Source organism: Agrococcus sp. UYP10 (assembly GCF_040547205.1).
Classification (GTDB): domain Bacteria; phylum Actinomycetota; class Actinomycetes; order Actinomycetales; family Microbacteriaceae; genus Agrococcus; species Agrococcus jenensis.
On sequence record NZ_JBEPPG010000001.1, the window covers coordinates 2,716,803 to 2,728,787 of the forward strand.

Annotated in this window: 11 protein-coding genes; 3 read left to right on the forward strand and 8 right to left on the reverse strand. The window is 73.9% G+C overall.

All coding sequences use genetic code 11. The features are described 5' to 3' along the window. Nucleotide 1: 1 nt before the first annotated feature. From ABIB37_RS13345 to pdhA, 3 genes are read right to left on the reverse strand one after another with little or no spacing between them, the layout of a single operon-like run. Nucleotides 2-1,312, reverse strand: coding sequence for a dihydrolipoamide acetyltransferase family protein (locus ABIB37_RS13345; RefSeq protein WP_354261150.1), 1,311 nt, complete (start codon nt 1,310-1,312; stop codon nt 2-4). Continuing rightward, nucleotides 1,309-2,346 (reverse strand): alpha-ketoacid dehydrogenase subunit beta, encoded by a 1,038-nt coding sequence (locus tag ABIB37_RS13350; RefSeq protein ID WP_354261152.1) that lies wholly within the window; start codon nt 2,344-2,346, stop codon nt 1,309-1,311. Before ABIB37_RS13350 ends, ABIB37_RS13345 begins: the two co-directional genes overlap by 4 nt. Then, complete coding sequence (gene pdhA / locus ABIB37_RS13355; protein ID WP_123697719.1) at nt 2,343-3,461, reverse strand: pyruvate dehydrogenase (acetyl-transferring) E1 component subunit alpha; 1,119 nt, start codon at nt 3,459-3,461, stop codon at nt 2,343-2,345. Before pdhA ends, ABIB37_RS13350 begins: the two co-directional genes overlap by 4 nt. Nucleotides 3,462-3,636: 175 nt before the next feature. On the opposite strand from pdhA, the gene ABIB37_RS13360 reads away from it, so the two are divergent. Beyond that, the gene (locus tag ABIB37_RS13360) at nt 3,637-4,110 is read left to right on the forward strand and encodes an Lrp/AsnC family transcriptional regulator (protein ID WP_123697718.1); all 474 of its coding nucleotides are present in this window, start codon (nt 3,637-3,639) and stop codon (nt 4,108-4,110) included. Between the two features lie 29 nt (nt 4,111-4,139). Here the strand turns inward: ABIB37_RS13360 and ABIB37_RS13365 are convergent, their stop codons facing one another. After that, nucleotides 4,140-4,706 (reverse strand): cyclodeaminase/cyclohydrolase family protein, encoded by a 567-nt coding sequence (locus ABIB37_RS13365; RefSeq protein WP_354261155.1) that lies wholly within the window; start codon nt 4,704-4,706, stop codon nt 4,140-4,142. An 81-nt stretch (nt 4,707-4,787) separates the two neighbouring features. On the opposite strand from ABIB37_RS13365, the gene ABIB37_RS13370 reads away from it, so the two are divergent. Together ABIB37_RS13370 and ABIB37_RS13375 are read left to right on the forward strand one after the other, a co-directional pair. After that, a complete protein-coding gene (locus ABIB37_RS13370; protein WP_354261157.1) occupies nt 4,788-5,669 on the forward strand; it encodes a VOC family protein in 882 nt (293 codons plus the stop codon). Between the two features lie 575 nt (nt 5,670-6,244). Next, the gene (locus ABIB37_RS13375) at nt 6,245-6,658 is read left to right on the forward strand and encodes a hypothetical protein (protein ID WP_354261159.1); all 414 of its coding nucleotides are present in this window, start codon (nt 6,245-6,247) and stop codon (nt 6,656-6,658) included. Between the two features lie 9 nt (nt 6,659-6,667). On the opposite strand, the gene ABIB37_RS13380 is transcribed toward ABIB37_RS13375, so the two are convergent. Genes ABIB37_RS13380 through ABIB37_RS13395 form a run of 4 tightly spaced genes read right to left on the reverse strand, consistent with a single transcriptional unit; the run spans nt 6,668 to nt 11,980 of the window. Further along, the gene (locus tag ABIB37_RS13380; protein ID WP_354261161.1) at nt 6,668-7,447 is read right to left on the reverse strand and encodes an HpcH/HpaI aldolase/citrate lyase family protein; all 780 of its coding nucleotides are present in this window, start codon (nt 7,445-7,447) and stop codon (nt 6,668-6,670) included. Continuing rightward, nucleotides 7,444-8,631, reverse strand: a complete 1,188-nt coding sequence (locus ABIB37_RS13385) for a CaiB/BaiF CoA transferase family protein (RefSeq protein WP_354261163.1) — start codon at nt 8,629-8,631, stop codon at nt 7,444-7,446. The genes ABIB37_RS13380 and ABIB37_RS13385 overlap by 4 nt, the downstream gene beginning before the upstream one ends. Continuing rightward, complete coding sequence (locus ABIB37_RS13390) at nt 8,628-10,637, reverse strand: SUMF1/EgtB/PvdO family nonheme iron enzyme (protein ID WP_354261165.1); 2,010 nt, start codon at nt 10,635-10,637, stop codon at nt 8,628-8,630. The genes ABIB37_RS13385 and ABIB37_RS13390 overlap by 4 nt, the downstream gene beginning before the upstream one ends. Then, on the reverse strand, nt 10,634-11,980 hold the full coding sequence (locus ABIB37_RS13395; protein WP_354261167.1) for an ADP-ribosylglycohydrolase family protein: 1,347 nt from the start codon (nt 11,978-11,980) through the stop codon (nt 10,634-10,636). Before ABIB37_RS13395 ends, ABIB37_RS13390 begins: the two co-directional genes overlap by 4 nt. Between the last annotated feature and the right edge of the window lie 5 nt (nt 11,981-11,985).

Here is an 11,985-nt window from a genome sequence, read left to right on the forward strand (position 1 = left end):
CCTACCGTGCCAGTGCGAGGCTGGGACGCTCGAGCACCGCGGCGACATCGGCGAGGAAGCCGGCCGCCTCGCGCCCGTCGAGCACTCGGTGGTCGAACGAGACGGTGACCGTGCAGACGTCGCGCAGCACGATCTCGCCGTCGTGGGCCCACGGCATCTTCCGCACCGCGCCGAGCGCGAGGATGACCGACTCCCCCGGGTTGAGGATCGGGATGCCGCCGTCGACGCCGAAGACGCCGACGTTCGAGACCGTGATGTTCGACGACGTCAGCTCGGCCATCGACAGCGCGTTGTCGCGGGCGCGCGTGGCGCGATCCTTGATCGCAGCGGTGAGCGTGAGGGCGTCCATCGCCTCCGCCTCGTCGATCGACGCGACCACGAGCCCGCGGTCGGTCGAGACGGCGATGCCGAGGTTGACGTGCGCGAAGCGCTCGAGCTCGTTCGTGTCGGCGTGGAACGACGACGTGACGTCGGGCCAGCGCTTCGCGGCGAGCAGGATCGCGCGGCACGCGAGCGCGAGGAACGACGCGTCGCCCGAGCGGGCGAGCGCGAGCGTCTCGGTGACGTCGACCTGGTGGAAGGTCGCCGCGTGCGGCACCGTGAGCGCCGACTGCGACATCGCGGCCGCGGTGTGCTTGCGGAGCCCCGTCACCTTCTCCCGCGTCGATGCAGGCGCGGCGGCTGCTGCCGGTGCTGCGGATGCGCTGCCGTGCGACTCGAGGTCGGCGCGCGTGACGAGACCGTCGGTGCCCGACGGCCGCACCGACTGCAGGTCGATGCCGCGCTCCTTCGCGAGCTTCCGCACCGGCGGCATGGCGCGGTTCGCGCGCCGCTCGGCGGGGCGCTCGGTGCGCGAGAAGGGCTCGACGTCCCAGGTGCGCTTCGCGCGCACGGGCTTGCCGCCGTGCACCGTGATGGAGCCGACGAGCACCGACACCTTTTCAGGCTTCGCCTCCGGCTCGATCGCCGCGGGCGTCTCCTCAATCGTCTCGTCGGGGGTTGCGACCGGACCGGCCTCGGGCGACGGGACGTCTTCATCGACCACCGGCGCATCCGCTGCCGGTGCACCGCCCGCACCGTCGACGTCGAACTCGATGAGCGGCGCGCCGACGGCGACCGTCTCGCCCTCGGCGGCGTGCAGCTTGGTGATGACGCCCTCGTAGGGGCTCGGCAGCTCGACGACGGCCTTGGCCGTCTCGATGTCGGCGAGCGGCTGGTTGAGCTCGACGGAGTCGCCCTCGGCGACGCGCCAGGAGACGACCTCGCTCTCGGTGAGGCCCTCACCGAGGTCGGGCAGCAGGAACGTCTTCATCGGGCGGCTCCTGCCGTGACGAGTGCGGATGCCGAGTCGAGCTCGTCGCGCGAACTGCGGCGGCCGAGCGTGCGGTCGACGGCGTCGAGGATGCGGTCGAGGCTCGGCAGGTAGTCGTGCTCGATCGCCGACGGCGGGTAGGGCGTGTCGTAGCCGGTGACGCGCTCGGGCGCCGCCTCGAGGCTCGAGAAGGCGCGCTCGACGACGGAGGTGATGAGCTCGCTCGAGACGGAGACCTCGCCGGGCGCCTCGTGCGCGACGACGAGCCGGCCGGTGCGGCGCACCGACTCGACGACGGTGTCGACGTCGAGCGGCGAGATCGAGCGCAGATCGATGACCTCGATCTCGATGCCCTCGTCGGCGGCGGCGATCGCGGCGCGGAGCGCGGTCTCGACCGTCGGGCCGTAGGCGGCGACCGTCACGTCGCGGCCGGCGGCGACGATGTTGGCGGTGTCGAGGTCGCGGACGATCGAGCGGTCGACCTCGCCCTTCGTGTAGTACTTGCCCTTCGGCTCGAAGAAGAGCACCGGGTCATCGCTCGCGATCGCGGCGCGCAGCGTGGAGTACGCCTCCTGCGGCGTCGACGCGGTCACCACGCGGAGGCCCGCGGTGTGCGCGAAGTACGCCTCGGGCGACTCGGAGTGGTGCTCGACCGAGCCGATCGCGCCGCCGAACGGCACGCGGATCGTGAGCGGCACCTTCACGCGGCCCTTCGAGCGGAAGTGCAGCTTCGCCACCTGGGCGACGATCTGGTCGAAGGCGGGGTAGATGAAGCCGTCGAACTGGATCTCGGCGACGACGCGGAAGCCGCGGTAGCCCATGCCGATCGCGGTGCCGATGATCGCCGACTCGGCGAGCGGCGCGTCGATCACGCGGTCCTCGCCGAAGCGCGCCTGCAGGCCGTCGGTGACGCGGAAGACGCCGCCGAGCTTGCCGATGTCCTCGCCCATGAGCAGCACGCGGTCGTCGCCCTCGAGCGAGTCGGCGAGCGCCGCGTTGACGGCCTTCGCGAGCGTGAGCGTCTCGGTGGTCATCGGTTCCCCTCGATGGATGCGGCGAACGCGCGGCGCTCGGCCTGCTGGCGCTGGATGCGCTTCGTCGGCTGGTCGTAGACGTGCTCGAACATCGCGTCGGCGTGCGGCGCGACGGCGTGCTCGGCGGCGGCGCGGAGCTCCTTGGCGAGCTCGTCGGCGCGGATCTTCGCCTCGGCCCGGACGGCCTCCATGTTGGCGCCCATCCGCTCGAGCGCGCGCTCGACGCGGTCGATCGGGTCCTTCGCGGTCCACTCCTCGAGCTCGGCCTCGTCGCGGTAGCGCTTGGGGTCGTCGGTCGTGGTGTGCGGGCCGCGGCGGTAGGTGACGGCCTCGATGAAGGTCGGGCCGCCGCCAGAGCGGGCGCGCTCGAAGGCGATGCGCGCGGCCGCGTGCATCGCGAGCACGTCGTTGCCGTCGACGCGCATCGACGGGATGCCGAAGCCGGTCGGGCGCAGGGCGAGCGGCGTGCCCGACTGCACGCGCACGGGCTCGGAGATCGCGTACTGGTTGTTCTGGCAGAGGAAGACGACGGGCGCCTGGAAGGCGGATGCCCACACGAGCGCCTCGTTGACGTCGCCCTCGCTCGTCGCGCCGTCGCCGAAGCAGGCGAGCGCGACGTCGTCGGAGCGGTCGAGCTTCGAGGCCATGGCGAAGCCGGTCGCGTGGAGGCTCTGCGCGCCGATGATGATCTGCGCCGGCGCCATGCGGATCTCCTGCGGGTCCCAGCCGCCGTGCGCATAGGCCTTCCAGACGTTGGCGAACTCGGCGAGGTCGACGCCCTTGAGCAGTGCGAACGCGTGCTCGCGGTAGGAGCCGAAGACCCAGTCCTCGGTGCGCAGCGCGCGGGCCGGGCCGACCTGCGCCGCCTCCTGGCCGAGCAGCGGCGGCCAGAGCACGAGGTGACCCTGGCGGGTGAGGGCGAACGCCTCGGTGTCGAGCCGGCGCACGCGCACCATGTCGACGTAGAGGTTCGTGAGGGCCGACTCGTCGATGTCGGTCAGGTGCGGGTCGAGCAGCGCATCCGGCAAGCGGGAGCCGTCGAGGTCGAGCACGCGCAGCGGACAGTCGAGGCCGACGGCGAGCGCGGGGTCAGGTGCTGGCACGGTGATCGACACGGTCGAACCTCCTCGTTCGAAGCGCCTCTTGAGCGCCTGTCGGCTGCGCCGGACGGGTGCATCCGGTGAGCGTGGCTCGACGCTACCTCGGGGGCGCACTTCGCGCAATCAGCGACACACGCCCTGCGCTTCTCGCCCATTCCGGTGCACCACAGGCTGCGCTAGATTGCGCACCATGCGCATTGTCGATGACACCGACCGCAGGATCCTGCTCGAGCTGACGCGGCATCCCCGGATCACGAACGCCGCGATCGCCGAGCAGCTCGGCCTCGCGCGCAACACCGTGCAGTCGCGCGTCGCCGCGCTCGAGGCGTCGGATGCGCTGCAGGGCTTCGACCGCCGCTTCCACGCGGCGGCGCTCGGCTACCCGCTCACCGTCTTCATGGCGACGCACGTCGACCAGCCGCGCATCGACGCGGTGGTCGAGCAGCTGCGCGAGATCCCGGAGGTCGTGCAGGCGTTCGGGCTCTCCGGGCAGGCGGACGTGCTCGTGCGCGCCGTGTGCCGCGACGCCGAGGACCTCTACCGGGTGAACAAGCTCGTGCTCGCGTGCGACGGCGTCGTGCGCACCGAGACGTGGCTGTCGATGGGCGAGCTCATCCCCTTCCGGCTCGCGCCGGTGCTGGAGCGCGACCTCGGCCGCCGCTGACGCAGACGCCGACGCCGACGCCGGCGACGTCAGGCGCGCGCGCCGAGCGCGTCGTCGAGCGCCGAGACGAGCGTCTCGCGCCGCTCCCGCAGGGCGGCGGACGCGTCGGACCCGTCGCGCTCGAGCGTCGCGAGGTTGAGGTCGGCCGCACGGATCGCGGCACGGGCGGCGCCGGCGATGAGGTCGCCGCCCGACAGCACGTCGCTGACGAGCGCGTGCTTGACGACCGGCTCGGCCTCCGCGGCGAGCGCGAGCGCGTCGACGAGCGCCGCCAGCAGCTCGAGCGGCCGCTCGGTCGCCGCGACCGTCGCCGACTCGAGCGCCGCGTCGTCCCCGCCCCCGCCGCTCGCGTCGATGACGGCGCCGAACGCGGCGACGTCCGCGTCGGCGGCCGGCGTGACGCGCTCGAGGATCGCCTCGCCCCGCTCGCGCAAGCTCGCGGGCGCATCCTCGGTGATCGTGAGCGCCATGAGCACGAGCGCGATGCCGAACGCACCCGCGACCGCCGCGATCGAGCCGTTGCCGGGCGTCGGCTCCGACGACGCGGTGCGCCGCAGCAGCTCGTCGGCACGCAGGGACCACACGCTGTCGCTCACGACCGTGGAGCCTAGCCGGGCGGTCCGGGCGCCCGCCCGGAATGCCCGCCCGCCGCGGGCGTTGCCTCCTGTGGAGGAACCATGACCACGATCGACCTGCTGCCCGACGCCACCGCGATGGGCCCCGTGATGCTGAAGACCGCGAAGCTCGCGCGGCTCGTGCACTGGTACACCACCGGTGTCGGCCTGCAGCACATCGCCGAGCGGCCGGGCGCTGTCGAGCTGGGCGTCGACGGCCGCACGATCCTCGTGCTCGAGGAGGCGCCCGACCTGCGCGGACCGAACCCGTCCGACGCGGGGCTCTTCCACACGGCGATCCTCTACCCGACCCAGGCGGCCCTCGCTGCTGCGGTCGTGCGGATGTCGCAGATCCCGGGCATCCAGTTCGCCGGCACCGGCGACCACCACGTCTCAGAGGCGTTCTACTTCGCCGATCCCGACGGCAACGGCGTCGAGCTCTACGCCGACCGGCCACGCGACCAGTGGGAGTGGGCCAACGGGCACGTGCACATGACGACGGAGTTCATCGACCCGAACCGCTTCGTCGACGAGCACCTCGACCGCGGCGCGTTCGGCACCTCGCAGATCGCGCCGGCCGACGCGAAGGTCGGGCACGTGCACCTGCAGGTCGGCGACGTGCCGACCGCTCGGGCCTTCTACGTCGACGCGCTCGGGTTCGCCGAGACCGCGTCGCTCGGGGGCACCGCGCTGTTCGTGAGCGCGGGCGGCTACCACCACCACATGGCGATGAACGTGTGGAACTCGCGGGGTGCCGGCCGTCGTGCCGACACGCTCGGGCTCGGCCGCGTCGAGATCACCGTGCCCGATGCGGATGCGCTGGGCGCCGCCCGCCAGCGACTGGCGGCACGCGGTGTGGCCGTCGCGGACGACGGCCGCAGCATCCGCTTCGACGACCCGTGGGCGAACGCGATCACCCTGACCCCCCTCGCCCCCGCCGAGTAGCAGCCGCCCATCCCCGCTCGTCGCCGAAGGCCGCGTATCGAGACGACCTCGCGCTCCCGTCGAGTAGCCGCCCCTCCCCGCTCGTCGAGTAGCAGCCGAAGGCCGCGTATCGAGACGACCCCTCGCCGCCCGCCGAGGGGCGGCCGACCTCGCGCCCCCGTCGAGCAGCAGCCCCTCCCCGCTCGTCGAGTAGCAGCCGAAGGCCGCGTATCGAGACGACCTCTCCCCGCCGGTCGAGTAGCAGCCGAAGGCCGCGTATCGAGACGAATCGAACCGTCACCTTGCACCGGTCTCGATACGGGCGGCTCCGCCGTCCTACTCGACCAGCGGTGGAGGCACCGACGAACTCTCAGCATCATCGCGAACACTGTTTGGAAACCGTGACGGGAGGGTGCGATGACCTCGGTGCAGAGGCGGAGGTCCGGGAGTCGGACCGTCGCTCCGGATGACATTCCGCCACGGAGCGCTATGCGAGCCCCGGGCAGGCGCTGGCCGCGCCTCGAACGATGAGCGGCCGGCACGCGCCCGACGAGCGCGCGCAGGCCGAGCGGCTCGTTCGCCATCGACGACGCGCCATGCGGTTCGTCGCCCTCGGCGTCGTCGTGACGGTGCTGGGGCTGGCGCTGCTCCCCCTCACCGAGCCCACCACGACCGCCAGGCTGGAGCAGCAGCCGCGCGCGTGGGCGGTCGGCGTCGTCGTGCTCGGTCTGTGCATGACCATCGCGTCGCTGCTCTCCCGCTCGGCGCCGTCGACGGAGCCGCGGTCGAGGCGACCGGGCCGACCCTCGTGGCTGCTGCTGGCGATCGGGGCGTGCGGGCTGATCACGCTGGCTGCGACCGTCAGCGCGGGCTACGAGCATCCATGGAGCTACGTCTCGCCCACCCTGCTGACCGTGTACCCGCTCGCGATGTACGCGCACCAGTCGTGGCGCTATCGGCGCTTCGTGAGCGCGCGAGCGGCCTCACCGCGGCGGCGCGCGGTGGGGTGATCTGCTCGATCACCCGTTCTGGCGGGCGAGGATGCGCTCCGCGCGCGCCCGCATCGCCTCGTCGACCATCTGGCCGTCCGTGAGCGTCGTGACGCCTCCGCCCTGGGCGAGCGCCTCGAGCACGCCCTCCGCCCAGGCGACGTCGTCCTCGCTCGGCGCGAACGCCCGGCGGATGACCTCGATCTGCTTCGGGTGCACCGCCGTGCGCCCCCCGAAGCCGAGCGCCGCGCCCGCCCGGCAGTCGGCCTCGAGCCCGTCGAGATCGGCGATCGCCGGGTACACCGACATGAGCGGCGCAGGCAGTCCCGCGCCCCTCGCGGCGAGCACGAGGAGGATGCGCAGGTGCTCGATCATCGCCGGGCTCGTCGCGCCGAGGTCGCTCCGCAGGTCGGACTCCCCCAGCGCCACGGAGGCGACGGCGGCGTGCGCCGCGATCTCGTCGAGCCGCGCGACGCCGACCGCGTCCTCGACGATCGCGTGCAGCCGTCGCGAATCCAGGTCGAGCCGGTCGACGACGGCGTCGAGGTCGGCCGCTCCGCGCACCTTCGGCACCCGCAGCTCCACCTCGTGCGCCGCGAGCATCTCCAGGTCGTCGAGCCCGCCGATCCGCACCTGCAGCCCGATCGGGCCGCGCTGCCGCAGGAACGCGTCGACCGCCTCCCGCGCGACCGCCTTGCGGTCGTGCGCCACCGCGTCCTCGAGGTCGAGGATGACGACATCCGCGCCCGACTCGACGGCCTTGCCGAAGCGGTCGGGCCGATCCCCCGGCACGTACAGCGCGACGGTCACACGATCCCCCGCTCGCGCAGCGCCCAAGCCTGCTCGGGCGTGATGCCGAGCTCGGCGAGCACCGCGTCGGTGTCCTCGCCGTGCCGCCTGCCGGTGTGGCGCACCTCGCCGGGCGTCGCCGACATCCGGAACAGCACGTTCTGCATGCGGATCTCCCCCAGCTCGGCGTCATGGATGGGCAGGATCGTACCGAGCGACGCGTACTGCGGGTTCGCCATCACGCCCGAGATGTCGTCGACGACGCCGATCGCCGCCTCGACCCGCCCGAACTCGCCGACGACCTCGGCGAGCGTGCGCTCGCCGATCCAGCCGCCGACCGCCGCGTCGAGCTCGTCGACGTGCTCGACGCGCGTGCGGCCGGAGGCGAACCACGGCTCGGCGATCACGTCGGACCGACCGACGAGCGCCATGACGCGCTCGGCGACCGACTGCGACGACGTCGACACCGCCACCCAGCGGCCGTCGGCGGTGCGGTAGACGTTGCGCGGCGCGTTGTTGACCGAGCGGTTGCCGACCCGCGGCTGCACGAGCCCCAGCTGGTCGAAGGCGGTGATCTGCCCGCCGAGCAGCATGAGGATGGGTTCGATGATCGCCATGTCGATCACCTGCCCCTCGCCCGTGCGCTCCGCGTGCCGCAGCGCGATCGCGCAGGCGTAGGCCGTGGCGAGCGCGGTGATGCCGTCGGCGAGGCCGAAGGGCGGCAGGATCGGCGGCCCGTCCGGCTCGCCCGTGATCGCAGCGAACCCGCTCATCGCCTCGGCGATCGAGCCGAAGCCGGGCTGGCGCGCCATCGGACCGGACTGCCCGAAGGCGGTGACGCGCGCGATCACGAGCGCGGGGTTCGCCTCGTGCAGCTGTGCCGGCTCGAGTCCCCACCGCTCGAGGGTGCCGGGCCGGAAGTTCTCGATCAGCACGTCGGCGCCGCGCGCCAGCTCGAGCAGCAGCGCCGCACCCTCCGCCTGCGAGAGGTCGAGCGTCGTCGTCCGCTTGCCGCGCCCGAGCGTCTTCCACCACAGGTTCACGCCGTCCTTCGCCGGGCCGTGCCCTCGCGACGCGTCCGGTCGCCGCGGATGCTCGACCTTGATCACGTCGGCGCCGAAGTCGCCCAGGAAGGTCGCGGCGAGCGGTCCGGCGAAGAGCGTCGAGACGTCGAGCACGCGCACGCCCTCGAGCGGGCCGGTCATCGCGCATCCCCCGTTGCGTGGTCGACGTCGGGCTCGAGGTCCCAGGCCAGCCGGAAGCCGATCGCGCTCGAGCGGTCGATGCCCGTGCGCAGCCATGCCAACGAGCGCTCCGGCGGCTGCGGGCCGCCGTCGGCGTACCAGTCCGAGCCGGTCACGGCGCGCTCGCTGCCGCCCTTGAGGATCGTCCTCCGCGTGATGCCGTCGGTCATCTCGCTCTCCGTCCAGTTCCACACCCGCGGGCTGCGCCGCTCCAGCTCGGCGCCCGCGACCTGCCACTCGTGGTCCGTCGGCAGCCGGGCGCCGACAGCGGCCGCGAACCGGCGCGCGTCGTCGAGGTCCACGTGCGTCACGGGCGCGTCGGGCGCGCCTTCGCGCGGCTCGAGCCCCGCATCGCGGGCGGCCGCGTTCCACTCGGCCACGCTCACCTCCCGGCGCGCGATCGCGACCGCGTCGAGCTCGGCGCGCACCTCGATCTCGCGCTCGTCGTGCAGCCGCGGCGGCAGCGGCTTCCACTCCTCGACGTACGGCGCCTCGCCGTAGAGGCCCGTCTCTCGCCGCCGCCACTGCACCCGCAGCTCGTGCACGCCGGCCGGCACGAGCACGGCATCCTCCGGCGGCGCGGCGCTCGACCTCGGCACGCGGATGCGCTCGGTCGCCCGGGCGGGGAACGCGGCATCCGCCCACGCCGGGTCGCCATGCGCAGGATCGGCGACCGCCGCCTCGAGCAGCCCCGGCAGCCAGGTAGGCGCCTCGCCGCGCACCGCGAGCACCCCGGCGATGCCGTGCGCGGGGATCGTCAGCTCGCCGTCGGTCGCAGCTCCCCGTACCAGGTCCCACAGCGCGCCCTCGACCGGCGCGAGGAAGCGCCCGGTGACCGGCTCGTCGCCGCGATGCACGAGCGTCACGAGGGTGATGTCGCCGAGCGTCCAGATCGTGCCGTGGACGCCGAGCTCCGCCGCCTCCGCCGTCGCGCCCGCGAGCGGTGCCCACTCCCCCTGCTCGAGCAGCTCGTGGCACGCGCGCTGCATTCGGGAGATGGCGCGCAGCGTCGCGCGATCGCGCGCGCTCCAGCCCACCCACACGCCGAAGACCGCATCCCAGACGAGCACGCCCGTGCCGTTCATCCACGCCGTCTGCAGTTCCTCGGCATGCGAGCGGTTCCAGCGCCGCACGCCGTGCAGCATGTGCCGGCGCTCCACGAGCCGCGCGCGCTGCACGCCCGGCGCGCGCGAGTCGGCGAACCACTGCGACCACGACAGCACGTGGTCGCGCAGGCGCTCGTTCGGCGCCCGCGACTCGCCCTCGAGCGCGAGCGGTCGGTCGCCGCCCACCGCCGCGAGGAACGCGGGATCGGCCTGCTTCAGCGTGTCGAGGAAGACGCCGTCGGCGCCGAGGTCGTCGGCGACGAGCCGCAGCGACTCGCCGTCCGAGCGCTCGCGGCCCGACGCATCCGTCTCGCGTCGCGTGCCGGTGTCCCACGGGTTGTAGTCGAGGAAGACGCGCACCCCGGCCGCGTGCAGGTCCGCGACGAGCGCGGCGAGCCCCGGCACGTCGCGGTACCAGTCGAACTGGTTGCGCTCGTCGATGCCGATGCACGGGTAGGCGTGCCAGAGCACGAGCCCGTCGAGGCCGCCGAGCTCGTCGTAGGCGGCGAGCAGCCGATCCGGCGTGAAGCGCCGCTCCCGCCAGTCCCACAGCCGCTCGTCCCAGAGCCAGATCTGCGCGGCGACGCGGCAGCGCGCGGCCCACGCGACGGCGTCGTAGGCGGCGGCGTCGTGCGCGAGCCTCGACCGTGCGTCGGCGGCGAGCGCGGCGAGCTCGTCGCGCCAGGCTGGCCACTGCGCGGGGTCGTCGGGCGCGCCGAGGATCTTGGCGATGTCGAAGGCCGCGGCGTCCAGCCGCTCGTCGCCGAGCGCGGGCAGCGGCACGGCGGTCGGCAGGTCGATCGGGCGCGGCACGAGCGGGTCGAACGCGTTGGTGGGCGCCTCGTCGGGGTCGATGGTCACGAGCCGGCCTCCGCGAGCGCGAGCGTGCGTGCGGCGAGGTCGTCGAAGCGCACGCCGTCGAAGCCGGCGAGGGTCGTGCGGTAGACGCCGCGGATGGGCGCGGCCAGGTCCGCGGGGATGGCGGCGGTGCCGGCGGCGCCGAGCAGCCCGCCGACGCTCGCACCGACGGAGTCGGTGTCCCAGCCGCCCGCGACCGCGAGCCCGACGCCGCGCGCGAAGTCGTCGCGGCCGCGGAGCGCCGCGAGCACGAGCAGCGCGGTGTTGCCCAGCACGTGCACCCAGTGGAGGTGGCCATAGGCGCGGTGCAGCTCGTCGAGGCATGCCTCGTCGTCGCGGTCGCTCGCGGCGAGCGACTGCCCGAGCCGCACGGCATCGGCGAGCCGCGAGCCGCTCGGCACGCAGCCGAGCCCTGCCTCGACCGCTGCCTCCACGCCTGCTCCGGCGACGGCCACCGCTGCGGCACCGGCCATGAACGCTGCCCCGTGGACGCCGGCGCGACGGTGCGTGAGCCGCGCATCCGTGACGGCGAGCTCGGCCGCCGCGGCCGGATCGCCCGGATGCGCCCAGCCGTAGGCGTCGGCGCGGATGAGCGCGCCGATCCAGTCGACGAACGGGTTGCCGCGCACCGCGGCGACGTCGGGCTCGTCGCCCGAGAGCAGGTTGCGGTAGGCGATGCGCTCGGCCGTGAAGACCCGGCCGGCGGGCAGCTGGTCGAGCCAGAGCTGCGCGATCGCGCTGGTGGTGAGCTCGCCTGCGGCGCGCTCCTGCGCCACGAGCGCGAGGATCGCGAAGTTGAGGTCGTCGTCCTCGGGCATGCCGTCGATGACGCCGTCGAGGCTCGTCGGCCGCGAGCGCCGGTTCCACGGCCAGCGCGCCGCGATCTCCGGGTCGAGGCCCTGCTCGGTGAAGTAGCCGCGCACCGGCCAGCGGCCGGTGGACTGGGCGATCGCGCGGATGCCGTCGCGCGGGATCTTCTCGACCGGCTTGCCCACGAGGCAGCCGATCGCGCGGCCGAGCCACGCGCCACGCAGGCGGTCGTCGAGGCCGTCGGCGACCGGCACCGTCGGCGGCTCGAGCGCCATCGAGGCCCAGGCGTCGGGCTCCCGCTCCAGCAGCGAGGCGGGGCGCGGCAGCGCGGTCGCCGCCTCGGTGACGCGGGCGGCGGTCGCGCGCAGCCCCTCGTCGGCACGGTCGCGGGTGGCGCCGCTCACCGGTGCGGTCAGCGAACCGCCGGCGGCGACGAGCTGGTCTTCGAGGGCCGAGACGTCGAGCCCGTCGAGCCGAGCGGCGACGAGGGCGTGCGCGGCGAGGTCCTCCGGCTGGGTCCAGCTCAGCCGCAGCATCGGGC

Coding starts and splice junctions, on each gene's coding strand:
- ABIB37_RS13370 (WP_354261157.1), top strand. CDS start 4,788: ATGACCACGATCGACCTGCTGCCCGACGCCACCGCGATGGGCCCCGTG.
- ABIB37_RS13385 (WP_354261163.1), bottom strand. CDS start 8,631: ATGACCGGCCCGCTCGAGGGCGTGCGCGTGCTCGACGTCTCGACGCTC.
- ABIB37_RS13360 (WP_123697718.1), top strand. CDS start 3,637: ATGCGCATTGTCGATGACACCGACCGCAGGATCCTGCTCGAGCTGACG.
- ABIB37_RS13345 (WP_354261150.1), bottom strand. CDS start 1,312: ATGAAGACGTTCCTGCTGCCCGACCTCGGTGAGGGCCTCACCGAGAGC.
- ABIB37_RS13395 (WP_354261167.1), bottom strand. CDS start 11,980: ATGCTGCGGCTGAGCTGGACCCAGCCGGAGGACCTCGCCGCGCACGCC.
- ABIB37_RS13375 (WP_354261159.1), top strand. CDS start 6,245: ATGCGGTTCGTCGCCCTCGGCGTCGTCGTGACGGTGCTGGGGCTGGCG.
- ABIB37_RS13350 (WP_354261152.1), bottom strand. CDS start 2,346: ATGACCACCGAGACGCTCACGCTCGCGAAGGCCGTCAACGCGGCGCTC.